Origin of the sequence: Leptotrichia hofstadii, from assembly GCF_007990525.1 — a bacterium.
GTDB classification, from domain to species: Bacteria; Fusobacteriota; Fusobacteriia; order Fusobacteriales; family Leptotrichiaceae; genus Leptotrichia; species Leptotrichia hofstadii.
The window spans coordinates 17,049-34,135 of the sequence record NZ_AP019824.1; the positions used below are offsets into that span (position 1 = coordinate 17,049).

At 27.3% G+C, this 17,087-nt stretch carries 18 protein-coding genes and 1 pseudogene; 4 read left to right on the forward strand and 15 right to left on the reverse strand.

The features are described from left to right. Positions 1–213 precede the first annotated feature (213 nt). The 3 genes from FVE77_RS12725 to FVE77_RS12165 all read right to left on the reverse strand — a co-directional run bounded on the left by FVE77_RS12725 (position 214) and on the right by FVE77_RS12165 (position 1,864). Positions 214–402 carry a hypothetical protein gene (locus tag FVE77_RS12725; protein WP_172966428.1) on the reverse strand — a complete coding sequence of 63 codons (189 nt, stop codon included), beginning with the start codon at positions 400–402 and terminating at the stop codon, positions 214–216. 184 nt (positions 403–586) lie between these two features. Continuing rightward, a complete protein-coding gene (locus FVE77_RS12160; RefSeq protein WP_026745118.1) occupies positions 587–1,090 on the reverse strand; it encodes a type II toxin-antitoxin system PemK/MazF family toxin in 504 nt (167 codons plus the stop codon). A gap of 108 nt (positions 1,091–1,198) precedes the next feature. Further along, positions 1,199–1,864 (reverse strand): recombinase family protein, encoded by a 666-nt coding sequence (locus FVE77_RS12165; protein ID WP_026745119.1) that lies wholly within the window; start codon positions 1,862–1,864, stop codon positions 1,199–1,201. Between the two features lie 295 nt (positions 1,865–2,159). On the opposite strand from FVE77_RS12165, the gene FVE77_RS12520 reads away from it, so the two are divergent. Further along, the gene (locus FVE77_RS12520) at positions 2,160–2,330 is read left to right on the forward strand and encodes a hypothetical protein (protein ID WP_154669765.1); all 171 of its coding nucleotides are present in this window, start codon (positions 2,160–2,162) and stop codon (positions 2,328–2,330) included. Positions 2,331–2,431: 101 nt separating this feature from the next. Here FVE77_RS12520 and FVE77_RS12170 read toward each other — a convergent pair whose 3' ends face one another. Continuing rightward, on the reverse strand, positions 2,432–4,288 hold the full coding sequence (locus FVE77_RS12170; protein ID WP_146967973.1) for a plasmid recombination protein: 1,857 nt from the start codon (positions 4,286–4,288) through the stop codon (positions 2,432–2,434). Continuing rightward, positions 4,279–4,530, reverse strand: coding sequence for a hypothetical protein (locus tag FVE77_RS12175; RefSeq protein ID WP_146967975.1), 252 nt, complete (start codon positions 4,528–4,530; stop codon positions 4,279–4,281). The genes FVE77_RS12170 and FVE77_RS12175 overlap by 10 nt, the downstream gene beginning before the upstream one ends. A 523-nt stretch (positions 4,531–5,053) precedes the next feature. Between FVE77_RS12175 and FVE77_RS12185 the strand changes: the two genes are divergently transcribed. Next, positions 5,054–5,845: a ParA family protein gene (locus FVE77_RS12185; RefSeq protein WP_026745112.1), complete on the forward strand. Its 792-nt coding sequence runs from the start codon at positions 5,054–5,056 to the stop codon at positions 5,843–5,845. Between the two features lie 63 nt (positions 5,846–5,908). Beyond that, positions 5,909–6,496 (forward strand): hypothetical protein, encoded by a 588-nt coding sequence (locus FVE77_RS12190; RefSeq protein ID WP_036087315.1) that lies wholly within the window; start codon positions 5,909–5,911, stop codon positions 6,494–6,496. A gap of 99 nt (positions 6,497–6,595) precedes the next feature. Here the strand turns inward: FVE77_RS12190 and FVE77_RS12195 are convergent, their stop codons facing one another. The 5 genes and pseudogenes from FVE77_RS12195 to FVE77_RS12730 all read right to left on the reverse strand — a co-directional run bounded on the left by FVE77_RS12195 (position 6,596) and on the right by FVE77_RS12730 (position 10,649). After that, the gene (locus FVE77_RS12195) at positions 6,596–7,672 is read right to left on the reverse strand and encodes a replication initiation protein (protein WP_026745113.1); all 1,077 of its coding nucleotides are present in this window, start codon (positions 7,670–7,672) and stop codon (positions 6,596–6,598) included. Positions 7,673–8,133: 461 nt separating this feature from the next. Further along, positions 8,134–8,311, reverse strand: a pseudogene (locus FVE77_RS12915) (cell filamentation protein Fic); the annotation flags it as partial. 223 nt (positions 8,312–8,534) lie between these two features. Next, positions 8,535–9,842, reverse strand: coding sequence for an Abi family protein (locus tag FVE77_RS12205; RefSeq protein ID WP_051254429.1), 1,308 nt, complete (start codon positions 9,840–9,842; stop codon positions 8,535–8,537). 340 nt (positions 9,843–10,182) lie between these two features. Next, the gene (locus FVE77_RS12210) at positions 10,183–10,455 is read right to left on the reverse strand and encodes a hypothetical protein (protein ID WP_026745114.1); all 273 of its coding nucleotides are present in this window, start codon (positions 10,453–10,455) and stop codon (positions 10,183–10,185) included. Between the two features lie 47 nt (positions 10,456–10,502). Further along, the gene (locus FVE77_RS12730; protein WP_172966429.1) at positions 10,503–10,649 is read right to left on the reverse strand and encodes a hypothetical protein; all 147 of its coding nucleotides are present in this window, start codon (positions 10,647–10,649) and stop codon (positions 10,503–10,505) included. 64 nt (positions 10,650–10,713) lie between these two features. On the opposite strand from FVE77_RS12730, the gene FVE77_RS12215 reads away from it, so the two are divergent. Beyond that, positions 10,714–11,091, forward strand: a complete 378-nt coding sequence (locus tag FVE77_RS12215; protein ID WP_211225355.1) for a type IV toxin-antitoxin system AbiEi family antitoxin domain-containing protein — start codon at positions 10,714–10,716, stop codon at positions 11,089–11,091. Between the two features lie 123 nt (positions 11,092–11,214). On the opposite strand, the gene FVE77_RS12220 is transcribed toward FVE77_RS12215, so the two are convergent. The 5 genes from FVE77_RS12220 to FVE77_RS12245 form a co-directional block, all read right to left on the reverse strand. Beyond that, positions 11,215–13,071, reverse strand: a complete 1,857-nt coding sequence (locus FVE77_RS12220; RefSeq protein WP_146967977.1) for a plasmid recombination protein — start codon at positions 13,069–13,071, stop codon at positions 11,215–11,217. After that, positions 13,062–13,313 carry a hypothetical protein gene (locus FVE77_RS12225; RefSeq protein WP_146967975.1) on the reverse strand — a complete coding sequence of 84 codons (252 nt, stop codon included), beginning with the start codon at positions 13,311–13,313 and terminating at the stop codon, positions 13,062–13,064. The genes FVE77_RS12220 and FVE77_RS12225 overlap by 10 nt, the downstream gene beginning before the upstream one ends. Positions 13,314–13,777: 464 nt before the next feature. Continuing rightward, positions 13,778–14,410 carry a hypothetical protein gene (locus FVE77_RS12235; RefSeq protein WP_026745125.1) on the reverse strand — a complete coding sequence of 211 codons (633 nt, stop codon included), beginning with the start codon at positions 14,408–14,410 and terminating at the stop codon, positions 13,778–13,780. Beyond that, positions 14,407–15,147: a ParA family protein gene (locus FVE77_RS12240; RefSeq protein ID WP_026745126.1), complete on the reverse strand. Its 741-nt coding sequence runs from the start codon at positions 15,145–15,147 to the stop codon at positions 14,407–14,409. The genes FVE77_RS12235 and FVE77_RS12240 overlap by 4 nt, the downstream gene beginning before the upstream one ends. Before the next feature lie 119 nt (positions 15,148–15,266). Beyond that, on the reverse strand, positions 15,267–16,343 hold the full coding sequence (locus FVE77_RS12245; RefSeq protein ID WP_026745127.1) for a replication initiation protein: 1,077 nt from the start codon (positions 16,341–16,343) through the stop codon (positions 15,267–15,269). Positions 16,344–17,087: the final 744 nt, after the last annotated feature.

The window sequence follows — 17,087 nt, forward strand, 5'->3', positions numbered from 1 at the left end:
ACAGATAGCAATTATTTTAATCGAAGAATTTTGGAAGTAACGGAAAAAGGAGAGTTAGCGGCTCTCCTTTTTTTATACACTTATGGTCTTTATTCTACAGTACTGTTGCGTTAATTATAACATTTTGACTAAAAAAAATCAATGATTTAACATTAATAATTTTGATTGTAAATTAAAATTTAAGTCTAAAAATTTGTTACTCTGTTTTAATAGTTACTCTTCATTTTCAATCAGCTTTTCAAATTCCCTAGCTGTTTCAGTTCTCTCAATTCTCTTAACAACTTCGTCATCAAATTCAATTTCAATGTCAAAAATATCCCTGTCATATTCAAGATTATTTTCCTCATCATCCACATTTTCATCTTCAAAAAATTCATCAGTCATAATTGAAATTCCTTTCATTTTAATTTTTAATCAAGATACTTGTATTTTCAGTTATAACATCATTTTCCAAAAGTAAAAAGGAGCAGAAACAACTACTCCTTTTTTTAACTCAGGCGTATAGCCCAAAAATCAATTAACTCAGGTGCTAAGACCCATTTATTTTCTTTTTCTAAAATTATTTTAACACCTTTTTGAATTTTTTTCAATACCTATTTTTAAATAATATTTTTTCTAATCCTTGCTCCAATTTATTCATTTGTTCTGAATTTAATTTTACTCTTTCATTTCTATTTCTTCTTGGTTGCATTAACATTGCTCTACTTACTGTTGTAATTTGATTAACTAGAGCATAACTTACAATGTTCCTTCTTGATAAATTTTGTATAATTCCTAACTCGACATTAAAAATATTGGTATTATTTTTAGAAGTCAAAGGAACTACTATCGATGTTTTTCCTTGACTGTACAAAACAACACAATAATGCCTATCTCTTAAAACTCCTCCCGTTGTAAATCCAAAATCAACAGAATATACGTAACTTCTTCTAGCATTGGCCGTTGTTTCAATCGCTGGATTTTTTAAAATTCTCAAATTATTTTTTATTAAATTTATAAAATATTTTAATAATAATTCAAAATCCCTAGCATTCAAAAATTTTTTTATTTTCCTTTTTTCTCTTTTAAATTTTCTTCCAAATTTTTCCATTTTAACTCCTTTTACATATATTCTGCTGTTTATTTTGATTATATTAATCGTACGAACTTTTTCAGTTTAATGCAAAACACGCTCTTAGAGTAGTTTTAAAATAAAATTTTATAAAATATTTTCCTGCTCACAAAACGTTTTTTTTATTCTAAAAAGTGTCGAGCGGCTTAATCCAGTCAACTGGACTGCCTCTGATGTTTTAATTGCTTTTAAAATCCACCTGTTTATAATATCTTTTTGTTTCTTTGTTAAATTTTCCACCTTGTTTGGCCGTCCACAAATTTTTTTGCTCCCATCTTTATTAACTTTTTTGTTGCTCAACTTTCTACCTTTACTATCAACTTCCAATTGTACATAGGCTTCGGTTTGACGTTCTCTAATCAATTCCCTTTCACGTTCTGCAAAATATCCTAACAGATGAAGAATGATTGGCTGTACGAGTTTTTGGTTTAATTTATCAGTTTCTGTAATAGGTTTTCTAGTATTTAAAATGTCATTGTCTATAAATTCCAAATAAACTTGCTTCTTTGATAAAAGTTCAAAAGTTTCCTTGATTTCCGCATTATTCCGTCCAAGTCTATCTAAACTTTTAACAACTATAACATCATCGACAACCACTTTTGCCATTAATTTTTGCCATTCTTGTCTATCGATAAAATTTTTTCCTGACGCTTTTTCAATAATAATCTCTTGAACTCCTTTATTTTTCAATGCTTTAATCTGCCTTGCTTCGTCTTGTTCTCTTGTACTGACTCTCGCATATCCGTATCGCATAAAAAATTTTCTCCTTTTTATTTATTTTAACACATCAATTTCAAAAAGTCGAGTGTGCTTTTGAAACTTTTTTTAGCTATTTTTCTATGAAATTTTGTTCTAAAATCATATTTTTCATTAAGTTTAAAAAAGTATACTTTTTGATATTAGATAATAATTAATTACCCCCTATCCTCTCAATTTCATCCACTTCCATTATCACTTGTTTTAATTAAAATAACGCCTAATTTGACAATTGAATTGAAAATAAGTTAAAATAGAGTAGAAAATAAACTATAAAAGGAAGTGATACCTTATGTATAAAGTAATAGAAGAAAAAGATGATAAAGGAAAAGTTTGGTATGTAGTTGATGGAGAAAGATTTTCTAATAGAGAATCTGCACAAAGAAAAGCAGATAAACTTAATGAACTAGCTCATCAAAGAGGCTTGATTTCTAATAAATCTAATTCTCAAGGAAGAATATAAATTCTAATTAATTCTATTTTTTGTTATCTTTTTAATTTCTCAAAGCCTGCTGTCATATTTTAAGATATGGTAGTCAGGCTTATTATAATTTTTATTATCTGCTATCTACTTCTATGATATTGAGATTTGTTTTTATTTTGATTACGTACAGTATTTCTCTCCCTGACTGTATTTTCCAACTCAATATTCAGATTATTCTTAAAATCATCCCACCAGCCATAAGTGTTGTCTGGAACATTTTCAATTGCCACTATTACTGTTTTTTCAATTTCTAAAAGTGAAAACTTTCCATTGGCATCTTCGTGAAGCATATTTGTCATTTGCTTAATGAATTTATTGCCTGCGTCATGTTTTCGCCTAATATAAGCCCCCTTAATTTTCTCATCAGCCCTAGCTTCAGCTTCTCCAAATAACTTATCATATTCTAGTTTGTTGTTCGCTTTAAAATTTAAAATATCCTTGTCTGTAACTTCGTAGTATCTTAAATGTTCACGAACCAGATCATCAACTTCTTTTTGTATAATTGGCTGGGCCAGCTTTTCAAGTTCGGCTTTTCTACGTCTTTTCTTTTCTTCCAAGTCCGCATAGCTATCATTAAGCTGTCTACGTTTATTATTAATTTCTTGCAGTTCTCGTTCCATTTCAAGCCTTTTATCTAAAATATCCTGCTTTATGGCATTATTCTTGGCTTCCTCTTTTTCTACGTCCTTCTTAATATTTCTCATCAAGGTATCTCCACGTTTTCTTGCTTCATTAAGAGCTTCATTAATAAGTTCCTGCTTTCGCCTTTCTGAAACGACATAAGGTTTTTCCGCTTCTATTTTCTTTTCCCAGATTTGGTCATCAAGATTACGTATTTCATTATTTTTGCTGTTTTGTTCCTTTTCCAAAAAATTAATTGAACTTTTTAAATTACTCGCTTCAGTTTCAAGTGTTTTAATCTCAAAATAAAGGTTTTCCCTGTTCTTGATCAGTTCTTCAACTTTTTCTCCTTTTGAATAATCTTCTATTTTTTTATTGATTGCTTCAAAATCTACATTCTTAAAGACTTTATCAAATAATTTTATTTCTTTTTTAAGATTTTTCTTGAAATTTTTGTTATTCTGTCTCTGATTTAATTTGTCCTTGATTATCTTCTTTATATTGAAAATACGCTTAAAATCCGTAATTTCCTTATTACTTTTTCTTACCTTGAAATCTGTTTCACAGTTTTTAAATTCATTCAAGAAATCTTCCTTTGAAATTTTTTTCTTTCTGTCAATAATTTCCCTTTTTGAAAGAATTTCCATATATTTCATAAATTCATTTTTTGAATAATCATTGCTTCCAATCTTGTTTTCAAGATCCTTTTTCTCCTTTTCCATAGCGAATTTTGTCCTGTCAAGATCTTCAGAAGAATTTACTTTTTCAGTCCTTCTGACTACAACTTCCGCACCTTCATTTGAAAACACCTTAACCTTATTTTTTAACTCATTAATGGAAGGATTTTTAACCATAAAATCATTTACAAATTCTTCATTGAAAGTCCTGTAAAAATCTTTAGTAAACGGAGAAGTCCCGCTCTCAAATTTAAATTTTTTATCTGACTTATTTTTGTTCAGCTTGGCTAACTGCCTTTCAATGATTTTGGGCTTCTCCTGAACCTTAAATTCCTCAAACGCCTTTTTATACTCATCAGTTCCAGCAATTAACCCAAGCTCCTTATTTCTTCTCAAAAATGCACTGGTTAAAGCCGATTTAACTTTTGCTGTGTTAACATCACTTACCGTATATTCGTCTTTCTGATTATTCTCTTCTGAAAAAGTCCACATTGACTGCATGTGCGGAGTGCTTTCATCAAAGTGAATTACTGCATACACGCAGTGGGCATTTTTGCCAAATTTTTTACTTAAAAACTCAAGATTTTCCTTGTAATACTGCTCCCACTTTTCAAGAGAAAGCATATATGTCAAATCCACTCCATTTCTTGCTTCAAAATTTCCTGTCTGCTCCTGCTGTCAACTTCTGTATCATAATACTGCCGTTCAAGGACAGATAAATCCTTGACAAGAATTTTGTTAAACTGTGTCAGTTCCTGATTGACATTATTCTTAAACTTCTCCAGTTCACGGAATGCTTCTCTTACAACATTGTTAATGCTGCTCCTGCCCGATTTAGAATTGTATTTCTTAAAGTTGTTTATTGCTGAAATCTCAGCCATTTTTATTCCCCTATATCAAAAATGCTTCAATTATTTTCAATTTATTTTAATTATACTTCTTTAAAATTTTTTTTGCAAATCAGAGGTTTTGGGACTGTTCAATTTCTGCATCGGCCAGTCGCAATGCAAGAGGGCAAAGCCCTTTGCAAAGCTCCTCCATTCATTAAAAATGAATGGCTCGCCTGTCATTTTTTTCAAAAATTACTGCCGAGCTCTCAAACGCCGAGGGCTTTTCAGGCAAAAAAATGAGTTCGTAATGCGAGCGTTCCACTTCGCAAAACTGAATCATTTTTCTGCCAGCTTCATCTGAAAAATTTAGTAAAAATTTATTATTTCAATTGAAGTAAAAATAATTTATTTAAACAAAAAAAATTTACAAAAAATCAAAAATTATTATTGACGTTTTAAGGAAGTCAAAGTACAATATTATTAAGTATAACTTTTTATTTCATATTTGTTAATTTTAACATTTCGACCGCGGTCGAAATATAAAATATAAATAGATTTTTAAAGGAGGTATTTTATGAAAGTTATAAGCATAGTAAATCCTAAGGGCGGGGCTGGAAAAACCGTTACAGCTGTTAATCTTGCTTATGCAATGAGCTTGAAAGGAAAAAAGATATTATTAATAGATACTGACCCAAGAAATGCTGTTTCAACTTATCTTAATTTAAAAAATGATAATACAATTTTTGACTTAATAAAAGAATGTTACGAAACAATGAAATTTGATAAGGCAAAATATATTACAAGCAAAAATAAAGTAGATGTTATAATTTCTGATGAAAGATTACTTCAACTTGAAATGCTTTTTGCGAGTTATTCTGACAATCAAGCTATCTTTAATATTTTTTCAAATATAACAGAACAGCTGAAACAAGACTATGACTATATCATTATTGATACTGAAGGTTCAATAAATAACACGGTAAGGGGTATTTTAAATGCAACAGATTATATTGTCGCACCATCAAAATGTAGCTTAATAGACACAAATGGAATAAACGATCTTATAAAGATATACTTCATTGGTAAAAGAAATAATCCTAAATTAGAATTAAAAAAAGTATTTTTCGTACAGGTAGAAGAACGAACAAAAGTTTTTGCTGATGCATTAAAAGAATTTACAGATTTTTTTAATTCAAATGGTTTAGGACTTAATTCTAATATTTTATCAAAAAATTATGTCAGAAAAGACTCAAATATCAATAATGCAATGTTAGAAAATCTTGATATTATAAATTATAAAAAGTCCTCTCCTTCATCAACAGATTATAGAAATATTGCAAATGACCTGATAAAAGAATTAGAATAATTTTATATTTCGACCGCGGTCGAAATGATACAATCTTTATAAAAATTTCAAAGGGGTATTACAATGGGAAGATTTGACTCATTAAAGAAAATAGATGAATTAACAATTGAAAGCATAAAACAATATGAAAGTAATTTTGATTTTTCAGCTTATGAAATAACAGATGATAATTTTATTTCTGAAATAAGAAGTATTGAAAATAATTTGTATATGGCTTGGAATCTGATACAAAATAGAACAAAAGAAATGTGTAAATATTTATATGAAGCACAGGAAAAATTTAAAACACAAAAAGACGGCTCTTTTATGGCATGGTATAAAAGTATGGGACTTTCTAAAGATCAAGTTTCATTCTCCATTATGAAATATAAACAATATTTGGAGTATGGAGAAAATCCTATGGCCTTGGAAAGTTCTAAAAGAACTGTAAAATATATTAATCAAAACTCAGAAAATTTATCTGATGAAAAAATAGAAGAAATTTTAAATAATCCGAAAGAAGCTCCAAATATAATAAAAGAATTAAAATCAAAAGTTGAAATAGATTATGCAAAAAGACTTGAAGAAATAAACAAAGAAATTAAAAAATTTCAAAGAAAAATCAGGCAATTAAAAACTGAAAAAATGGAGATAAAATCACAACTACAATAATAAATAATATTTTATCTTTTCTTGTTAATTTAAACAAAAAATATACCTCCAATTTCATATTCGAGATTGGAGGTACAGTAATAATTTTTTTCTTTTTTTCTAAACTTTACTAACAAGTAATTCCTCTGCTAATTTAATTATTTCTTGTGTAAGATTTTCCTCATCAGCCTCAAAAATTGCTTCTAATTGCATATTTATATCTTTTATTTTTTGAATTTTTCCTGGATATTGATCCGTCATTTTTTTTAATTGAACATTCCCCTTTAATCCTTCATACATCGCTTTTAATTTTACTATTTCCATATTGTTATCTTCTAATTTTGCTTTTATTTTTTCTCTTAAAGTTTTTTCTTTTTCTTGTTTTGGGATAGCTTCAATTATTTTTGATTTTATTTCTGGAACTACTTTTATCTCTTCTTTCTTTTTTTGTTTTCTAGGTTTACTCAAAGGATTTGGATTATCTTCTTCTTCATTACCTGCTACAATATCTACTTTTTTCTCAGTGGAGAATTTAAACTCAAATCCAGTAACTCTGCTTCTTCCTCGTCCACCAGAAAATCCATATTTTTTTTCAATTTTCAAGTTGTATTTTTCTCCTAATTCTTTTTGAATTGGTTTTAAAACCCAAGCATCTATATCAGTAATCCTGTACTTTTCAGGAATATCAAGTAAATTTCTAAATTCTTCAATGCCACATTTCCAAAAGCCTGTACTTCTAAATTGTTTCATTCTTCGATAAAATTCTTTCGTATAACTTGATTTTAAATCAACAAACTCTTCTAATTCAAATCTTGTCCACTTTCCAGGATCAAAATCATTTAATAAAAATTTAAAACGCTCACTAACTGAAACTGTTAAAATCTGTTTTTTAGGACTCGTTCTAAATTCTTTAAATAATGCAAATTGAATAATCTCATCGTTTTCTACAAGAGCAAAATTAAGAGCTAATAATTTTTTATTAATATTCATTATTGATTTTGAAAATTGTTCTATTGTTGGTTTTTTTTCAGACTTTATTAACTGCTTTAATTCATAATAAGAAAACTTAATTTCTTCTATTTCCCTATTTCTTACTCTATGAAGAATTGTCATCAATAAGTCAAGTTCTTCAGCCGTAAATCCTCTTAATCCTACAGTATTAAAATCATTATCATATTTTACAATTTTATTTTTCATTACCATACCTCTTTTTAACTTTTTATTATTATATCATATATATTATATAAAGACAAGATTTCAAAATAAACTTGTTTTTAAAGTCGTAAAAACTTGTTTTAAATAGTCTCTAAATCCTTTTTTTATAGGCATTTGCGAACACCTAAAAAATATAAAATATTTTAAAAGATATAAAAATCTTTTAAAATATTTTTTAAAAGAATAGATGTTTAAATTTTTTATTGTTATAAATACTCCCCTTTTATGTTACAAAAAGTACCCTTATAAATTCAAACACTTTATTCATAACACATTCAACTATTTAATACATCAACTATAATAAATAACTTATATTCGTAAAATGTCGTTTTTAATATCTATTTTAGTAGATAAATAAGTCTTCTTATTTTCAAATATTTAATAGTAGATTGAAAAATTTAGTTTGTTATTAAAAAATTCAATTATAATTTTTTAATTCTTACTTATCTAAATATAGATAAATATAAATCTAGTCTCCGATTTAAATATCTAGCAAACATATCTGACATTGCCGATATATTGCGCTTTATATAATATTCATCAAAAGCTATATCTCATTCGATCAGTAAACTTGATATCTATAAGTGGATATCCTTCCTTTATAAGTTCTAAATTTATTAGGGCGTGTCTGAAAACTCGAAATCTATGTCATTTTTAATGTTTTTTTAATTTTATAAATTATACAAATCGTGATAAAATCAGTGTTTATTATTTTTGATTTTGGAAAAATTTGTTAAAAATTCATCATTCTGATAGTTTTCAGACACGCTCTAATAAAATTATTTTTGACTTATGAGACCCTCTCTTTTTTTATTTATAAAAAATAGGAGATTTCGCTCCTATTTCATTTTTTATTCAATATTTTTATTATCTCGCCTTTAAAATTATTTTCTTCTTCAAATTTATCAACTTCTTTTTCTTCATATAAAATTTCTATATAATCTTTATCTTCTTCTGTTATTTTTTTATTTTCAATGGTAACCTTTTTCATGTTCAACTTAAATACATAACCTATTAATTTCATACCATACGCTATTTTTAAAGTCAAATCCTTTTCCTGTTTTAAATAAATTTCTTCTATTTTTGATATAGTTGCTAAGCTGTCAATTTCATCTCCATGTTTGATATAAATAAATTTTTCTATTTTCTCATTTTCTTCCTTTGAATCAATTTCTTCCCATTCCAATAAATCTCCTATAATTCTCTTCCATTTTATTGGAATTCCCGTTTGGTTTAATATATCGCCAAATACTTTTGTAGAATAATTTGATCCTAATTTTTTTATCTCATTACTTATTTCCTTCGCTAATATTTGAAACTCTTTTCTTGTAATAAATAACTTCAAAATTATTAAAACATCAAATAATTTTGAACGAAAAGTAAAATCTATATGAGGATGTGTTATCCTATGTATTCTATTTCTGTTTATTCTTACTGTAATATTGTACAGTCTTTCATTATGGGCACATATATTTCTAATACTATTTATAAATCTCAGTATTTTTTCCATATTCTTTTCATCTACAATAATAGTTTTATCATATTCCTTTTTATATTCAATTGCTATTTCTTCACATATTTCTTTTTGCAAACTTTCTTCTATGGAAGAGTAAAAATATGATATATTACCAAAAGTTAATTGTTTTGCGAGCACCCATAATGGCAAATTTCTATGTATATCCAAATAATGAGATATTTGCCTTCCACCAGTATAATTTTGAGACATACAATTTCTTATAACATTTGATATTTCAGCAATTACTCTTGTCGCATTTTCTTTTTTAGTTTCATCGTAATTATTGATATTTAAATAATTAAATTCCTGTGTTTTTTCCTTTGAAAAAACATAAGAAATTTTTGTTTTGATAATATTTTCAAGTTTTAAAATATTCTTTAAAATAATAGAACGAATTTCTGCATCAAATTCATACAAAAGATCAATATCCTTAAAATTTGTCCCTTCTTTATACACATCATCACCAGATGCTGTTGTAGCTGGTATATCTATAAAATAATCTTTATACCCATTTATAATATCATAATAGTTTTTCCTCTTCAAAATTTTTATAACTTCTTCATCATTATCAATTATTAACCTACGGCTTTTAAGCTTTTCCAATTGCTCTTCATATGTATGAAATGGTCTGCTCATCAATAACACTCCTTTTCTAAAAAAAAAGTCTTACTTCTTTATTAGACAAGTAAGACTTTGTGAGCTCCCCTCTAAGTTGCTCACGTTCACTTGTTGTAATAATACATTATTTCAATAAAAATGTCAAGGACTTTTTAAATTAGTTGCAATTCATCTTTTGTAAAAATTTAACTATTATCCTATGGATTTTAAGTTATTTATCATATTTTATACTTAAAAACTATAAATTAATCAATATATACATAAGAAAATTTAATAGAAAATTTACAATAAAAAATAAAATTATGTCTAAATTACAATGTAATTTCAAATATTTTTGTAAAAGATGAATTGCAGTAAATTAGTTCTTTTTTTCTTTTTTTATTTGAGATATTCTTCCTGGAGTTAGATTATATTTTTCAGCTACTGCTTTACCTGGCAAATGTCTTAATTCCAAAACAATAGCATTATCTCTCATTTCTATTACTTTATCTTGTAATTCTGCTATTTCTTTTGAATGGCTATCTATTATTTTTCCTTGTTTTTCAACTTCTTTTCTTAATTCTTCTTGTGCTGCCATTATTGATCTATTAGCTTCCAAAATATGATCTGTTACTGTTTTCTTTTTTCTCATTTTAAAACCTTCTTTCGTCCAATATTTAATTTATTAAATTAAATATATCATACATTTTTTAAAATTGCAAGCTTTTTTATATTTCTATTTTTTTTTAATTTTTCAATGGAATTTTCTGTTTCAAGATATAACTTGTATTTTCTTATGGCAATGTTCGCACTATTTCTGTCAATCCCTATTTTTTCTATCCGCATGTTAAAAGTTTCAATACCTTTTTTAGCAAAAATTTGATTTGCTCCATAGATTACTCAGGAAAATTTGAATATATACTGCATTGATTTTTCCCATGAAACAGCAACTTACTTGCAAGGGTTATCTACTAGAATGCCACTCATTTATGTAATGACTGTTCCATTCGGAGATAATGTGAGCAGAGTTAAATCAACAAGGGACAATATTATTTTTAAATACAACAAAAAAGATTATTATAACATTGGTAGGACAAGTATAACAAATCCTTTTGGTAGAAAAATTTTTAGCTATGATAAGAAAAGAACGATATTAGATATTATCAAAAACAAGAACAGAGTCGACGCTGATGTATTCAGCGAAGCTATGAAGTTGTGTTTTAGAGATAATGACAGAGATTTATTAAAGATGTCTAAATACGTTATTTATATGAATATGGAAGAATAGTTAAAACAATTACAGAGGTATTATTATAAAAAATGAAATATTGAAATATGTGTGGAACAGGAGTTTTAAAAATTACAAAAAGAGATTTTTACAAATAAAAAAGGACTTGAAGTCCTTTTTTTGTTAAATATTATAATCTTCTGCCATATTGAGAATTAGTTCTATTGCGTGTAATATTCCTATCTTTAAATTATTTTCCAGCTCAATATTTAGATTATTCTTAAAATCATCCCACCAGCCATAAGTGTTGTTTGGAACATTTTCAATTGCCGCTATTACTGTTTTTTCAATCTCTAAAAGTGAAAGTTTCACATTGGTATCTTCGTGAAGCATATTTGTTATTTGCTTAATGAATTTATTGCCTGCATCGTGTTTTCGCCTGATATAAGCTCCCTTAATTTTCTCATAAGCCCTAGCTTCAGCTTCTCCAAATAACTTATCGTATTCAAATTTATTGTTTGCTTTAAAATTTAAAATATCCTTGTCTGTAACTTCGTAGTATCTCAAATGTTCACGAACCAGATTATCAACTTCTTTTTGTATAATTGGCTGGGCCAGCTTTTCAAGTTCGGCTTTTCTACGTCTTTTCTTTTCTTCCAAATCTACATAAATGTCATTAAGCCGCCTACGTTTATTATTAATTTCTTGCAGTTCTCGTTCCATTTGAAGTCCTTTATCTAAAATATCCTGCTTTATGGCATTATTCTTGGCTTCCTCCTTTTCTACGTCCTTCTTAATATTTCTCATCAAGGTATCTCCACGTTTTCTCGCTTCGTTAAGAGCTTCATTAATGAGTTCCTGTTTCCGCCTTTCTGAAACGACGTAAGGTTTTTCCGCTTCCATTTTCTTTTCCCAGATTTGTTCATCAAGATTACGTATTTCATTATTTTTGCTGTTTTGTTCCTTTTCCAAAAAATTAATTGAACTTTTTAGATTACTCGCTTTAGTTTCAAGTGTTTTAATCTCAAAATAAAGGTTATCCCTGTTCTTGATCAGCTCTTCAACTTTTTCTCCTTTTGAATAATCTTCTATTTTTTTATTGATTGCTTCAAAATCTACATTCTTAAAGACTTCATCAAATAATTTTATTTCTTTTTTAAGATTTTTCTTGAAATTTTTGTTATTCTGTCTTTGATTTAATTTGTCCTTGATTATCTTCTTTATATTGAAAATACGCTTAAAATCCGTAATTTCCTTATTACTTTTTCTTACCTTGAAATCTGTTTCATAGTTTTTAAATTCATTCAAGAAATCTTCCTTTGAAATTTTTTTCTTTTTATCAATAATTTCCCTTTTTGAAAGAATTTCTGTATATTTCATAAACTCATTTTTTGAATAATCATTGCTGCCAATCTTACTTTCAAGCTCCTTTTTCTCCTTTTCCATAGCGAATTTTGTCCTGTCAAGATCTTCAGAAGAATTTACTTTTTCAGTCCTTCTGACTACAACTTCCGCACCTTCATTTGAAAACACCTTAACCTTATTTTTTAACTCATTAATAGAAGGATTTTTAACCATAAAATCATTTACAAATTCTTCATTGAAAGTCCTGTAAAAATCTTTGGTAAACGGAGAAGTCCCACTCTCAAATTTAAACTTTTTATCTGACTTATTTTTGTTCAGCTTGGCTAACTGCCTTTCAATAATTTGGGGCTTCTCCTGAATCTTAAATTCCTCAAACGCCTTTTTATACTCATCAGTTCCAGCAATTAGCCCAAGCTCCTTATTTCTTCGCAAGAATGCACTGGTTAAAGCTGATTTAACTTTTGCTGTGTTAACATCACTTACCGTATATTCGTCTTTCTGATTATTCTCTTCTGAAAAAGTCCACATCGACTGCAGATGAGGCGTGCTTTCATCAAAGTGAATTACTGCATATACACATCGTGCATTTTTACCAAATTTTTTACTTAAAAACTCAAGATTTTCCTTGTAATACTGCTCCCACTTTTCAAGAGAAAGCATGTATGTCAAATCCACTCCATTTCTTGCTTCAAAATTTCCTGTCTGCTCCTGCTGTCAACTTCTGTATCATAATACTGCCGTTCAAGGACAGATAAATCCTTGACAAGAATTTTGTTAAACTGTGTCAGTTCCTGATTGACATTGTTCTTAAACTTCTCCAGTTCACGGAATGCTTCTCTTACAACATTGTTAATGCTGCTCCTGCCCGATTTAGAATTGTATTTCTTAAAGTTGTTTATTGCTGAAATCTCAGCCATTTTTATTCCCCCTTTTATCAAAAAATGCTTCTTCATTTTTCAATTTATTTTAATTATACTTCTTTAAAATTTTTTTTGCAAATCAGAGGTTTTGGGACTGTTCAATTTCTGCATCGGCCAGTCGCAATGCAAGAGGGCAAAGCCCTTTGCAAAGCTCCTCCATTCATTAAAAATGAATGGCTCGCCTGTCATTTTTTTCAAAAATTACTGCCGAGCTCTCAAACGCCGAGGGCTTTTCAGGCAAAAAAATGAGTTCGTAATGCGAGCGTTCCACTTCGCAAAACTGAATCATTTTTCTGCCAGCTTCATCTGAAAAAATTTAGTAAAAATTTGTTGTTTCGGTTAAAGCCAAAATTCAAAGTAAAAATAATTTATTTCCATATTAAAAGAGCAGCCTTTTAGAACTGCTCTTCATCATCACTACTATGAGTTTTTAATCTGTAAGTCATTGTCGCTATGAACTTTTAATTTAAAGATTTAATTTTTTCCTCAATATCTCTAATTTCTTCTCTTATCTTTTTTATCAAATGCTGTCTTTTTACTTTCTCTCTTGTTAAAAAAATTCTTTTTTCTTCTACATCGGATAATTTTATTGCTTCTTTCTGTTCTTCTATCTCTTTTAATTTTGAAGTTGGATTATCTGATGTAATTACTTCTATAATTTCAGTTTCTTTGAAGTCATCTTTTTTTTGCCCTGTTAAAGTTTTTACAGTTCTGTTAGATAATGTCAAAACTTTTTCGGGCTCTTCAAGTCCCTTAGTTTGATATTTTAAGTATAAGGAATATTTTCTTATTGCTACATTTGCACTATCCCTATCTACACCTAATTTTTCTATCCATTTTCCAAAAAATCCATTTCCTTTGTTCGCAAAAATTTGATTGGCTTCAAATATTGCTTTTGAATATTTAAAAATATGTTCCATTGACTTTTCTTTATGGAAAGTTATGTCGTTTTCATATTTTATAAGTTTTTCTTTTTCTATTCCCGATATATCAAGTTCCTCATAATTTATATCATAAATGCTTTCAACCTTTGCAACTGCTGGAACTTTTTTACTGTTAATTTTACTAAGATCTAGATTAAATTTTTTACTCATCTTATACCCTCTTTTTTCATTATTTCTTCTGCTAAGTTACTATAGTCTTTTGCTCCATTTGCATTTTTTGAATAATCAAATATTGATTGATGTGTAACAATACACTCAGAAAGAGCTACATTTTTTCTTATTATATTTTTTAACAAATAATCTTTGTATTCTTCTTGCAACTGTTCCTGTATCTGATCTGACAATGCTGTTTTCTCTTTTCTAATTAATATAATTCCGGATATGTCCTTCCCTAATCCTTGTGTAAAGTTAATCGTAGCATTAAGCCCTAAAAGTTCATTTATTCCAGGTAATATTACAGGATAAACGCTTGAAGTATAAATTGCTGAAGTTGTGTAAGCATTAAATGCTGGAGCTGTATCAAATATTATAACATCATATTTTTCTGATAAATTTTCTAAAAAATTATTTAATAGTTGGTAATAATACGGACCTTGATTTTTTAATTCTTCCATATCTTTTTCTGCTTCAGAACCTGCACTTATTAAATATAAATTTTCATTTAATATTTCAGGCTGAAAGCCATTTGCTCTTTCAAGCAAATAATCTCCCAATGAAGAATTTAATTCATTTACATTTACTCCAAAATTTGTGGAAAGATTAAGTTGTGGATCCGTATCTACTGCCAAAGTTTTTAATCCCTGTTTTGCAAAATAGTGTGCTAAATTAAAAACAGTTGTTGTTTTACCACAACCACCCTTGTTATTTACAATTGATATTTTTTTCATAATATCCTCCCTGAAATATATTTATCCTTTATTTTCAGTATAACACTATTTATGAAAAAAGCAAATTTTTTGTTTGTCAGTCGTGACTGACAAACTGAATACATAATAATTTTTCCCTATTATTTTTTTATAATCAAATCCTCCGCCAACTCGATTATTTCTTGTGTAAAATCATTTTCATCAATGTTATAAATAGCTTTTAATTGCATATTCATATTTTTTATCTCCTCTATTTTTTGAGGATATTTTTCAGTCAATTTTCTAAATTGTATCTTATCTTTTAGCCCTGTATATATTGCTTCCAAATTTTCTATTGTTTCTGTATTTTCATTAATTTTATCCCATATTTTTTTTCTTAAAGTTTTTTCTTTTTCTATTTTAGGAGGAGCTTCAACTATTCTTGTTTTTCTTTCTGAAACTACCCTTGTTTCTTCTTTCTTTTTTTGTTTTCTAGGTTTGCTCAAAGGAATTGGATTATTATTATCTTCTTCTTCAGTAACTGCTACAATATCTACTTTTTTCTCATTAGAGAATTTAAACTCAAATCCAGTAACTCGGCTTCTTCCCCGTCCACCAGAAAAACCATATTTTTTTTCAATTTTCAAGTTGTATTTTTCTCCTAACTCTCTCATAATTGGCTTTAAAACACGAGTATCAATATTAGTTATCTTATAATTTTCAGGAATATCCATCAAATACCTAAATTCATCAATACTACATCTCCAAAATCCTGTTTTTCTAAATTGTTTCATTCTACGATAAAATTCTTTTACATAACTAGACTTTAAATTCACAAATTCTTCTAACTCAAATCTAGTCCACTCTTTATTAAAATCATTAAGTAAAAATCTAAAATCCTCATTTAAAGAAATCATTAATATCTGTTCATCTAAATTTATTTTAAAAGTTTTAAAAATTGCCATTTGTACAATTGTATTATTTTCTCTGTATGTATAGTTCAATGATAATAATTTTTTATTAACATTCATAATCGTGTTAGTAAATTCTTTTACAGTCATATTTTTTTCAAGCATTATTAATTTTTTCAATTCATAAAAAGAGTATTCAAGAACATCTGTACCTCTCTCTTTAAGTTTATGAAAAAATGTGACTAATAAATTTAATTCTTCTGACGAAAAGTTTCTTAATGCCTGATTATTAAAATCATTATTATATTTCACAATCTCATTTCCCATTTAAAATTCCTCCTCAAAAATCATTATACCATATTAAAAATAACACTTCAATAAAAATGTTATTTTTAATCTCCCAAAACGATACTTTTAATTCCCAAAATGTTGTTTTTAATCTCCCAAAACGATACTTTTAATTCCCAAAATGTTGTTTTTAATCTCCCAAAACGATACTTTTAATTCCCAAAATGATACTTTTATTAGCTCTCAAACTTAATATTTACAAGTGTTTGTGGACACCTAAAAGATATAAAATCTTTTAAAAGATATAAAAATCTTTTAAAAGATTTTTTTAAAAGAATTGATTTTTAAATTTTTCATTGTTACAAAAAGTACCCTTATGAATAATTCCTTCATTTTTAGCACATTCAAAATTTTAATAATCCATATTCGTAAAATGTCGTTTTTAATACACTAAAAAAGTATTTGAATTTTGAATAAAAATTAAAATATCTAAGTAAGTGTTCCTTATTAAAAAAATCTAAATTTTCAATATAAACCTTCCTAAACAATTTTTTCTTCTTATTCAACTTTCCATATCAAGAAATTTTTTAACGATAAATTTAACCCCTTTCTGACGTTCTCAGATATATTTTTAAAATACATTGACAAGCTTATCAGAATAAATTTCTAAAATTTCATATTTTTTAATTTTTAAACTATATATCTATCAAATATTAAATTTTTCTTATCCAATATTTCAAAGGACTTTAAATCATATATGAAGACTTAAATATTAAAATTTAC

What these genes read in the sequence shown, in the direction of transcription:
- FVE77_RS12210 (WP_026745114.1), bottom strand. Translation starts at nt 10,455, where the DNA reads ATGAGAAAAAAGAAAACAGTAACAGATCATATTTTGGAAGCTAATAGA.
- FVE77_RS12520 (WP_154669765.1), top strand. Translation starts at nt 2,160, where the DNA reads ATGTATAAAGTAATAGAAGAAAAAGATGATAAAGGAAAAGTTTGGTAT.
- FVE77_RS12225 (WP_146967975.1), bottom strand. Translation starts at nt 13,313, where the DNA reads ATGGCTGAGATTTCAGCAATAAACAACTTTAAGAAATACAATTCTAAA.
- FVE77_RS12160 (WP_026745118.1), bottom strand. Translation starts at nt 1,090, where the DNA reads ATGGAAAAATTTGGAAGAAAATTTAAAAGAGAAAAAAGGAAAATAAAA.
- FVE77_RS12235 (WP_026745125.1), bottom strand. Translation starts at nt 14,410, where the DNA reads ATGAGTAAAAAATTTAATCTAGATCTTAGTAAAATTAACAGTAAAAAA.
- FVE77_RS12190 (WP_036087315.1), top strand. Translation starts at nt 5,909, where the DNA reads ATGGGAAGATTTGACTCATTAAAGAAAATAGATGAATTAACAATTGAA.
- FVE77_RS12205 (WP_051254429.1), bottom strand. Translation starts at nt 9,842, where the DNA reads ATGAGCAGACCATTTCATACATATGAAGAGCAATTGGAAAAGCTTAAA.
- FVE77_RS12240 (WP_026745126.1), bottom strand. Translation starts at nt 15,147, where the DNA reads ATGAAAAAAATATCAATTGTAAATAACAAGGGTGGTTGTGGTAAAACA.
- FVE77_RS12175 (WP_146967975.1), bottom strand. Translation starts at nt 4,530, where the DNA reads ATGGCTGAGATTTCAGCAATAAACAACTTTAAGAAATACAATTCTAAA.
- FVE77_RS12195 (WP_026745113.1), bottom strand. Translation starts at nt 7,672, where the DNA reads ATGAAAAATAAAATTGTAAAATATGATAATGATTTTAATACTGTAGGA.
- FVE77_RS12730 (WP_172966429.1), bottom strand. Translation starts at nt 10,649, where the DNA reads ATGCGGATAGAAAAAATAGGGATTGACAGAAATAGTGCGAACATTGCC.
- FVE77_RS12165 (WP_026745119.1), bottom strand. Translation starts at nt 1,864, where the DNA reads ATGCGATACGGATATGCGAGAGTCAGTACAAGAGAACAAGACGAAGCA.
- FVE77_RS12185 (WP_026745112.1), top strand. Translation starts at nt 5,054, where the DNA reads ATGAAAGTTATAAGCATAGTAAATCCTAAGGGCGGGGCTGGAAAAACC.
- FVE77_RS12245 (WP_026745127.1), bottom strand. Translation starts at nt 16,343, where the DNA reads ATGGGAAATGAGATTGTGAAATATAATAATGATTTTAATAATCAGGCA.
- FVE77_RS12725 (WP_172966428.1), bottom strand. Translation starts at nt 402, where the DNA reads ATGAAAGGAATTTCAATTATGACTGATGAATTTTTTGAAGATGAAAAT.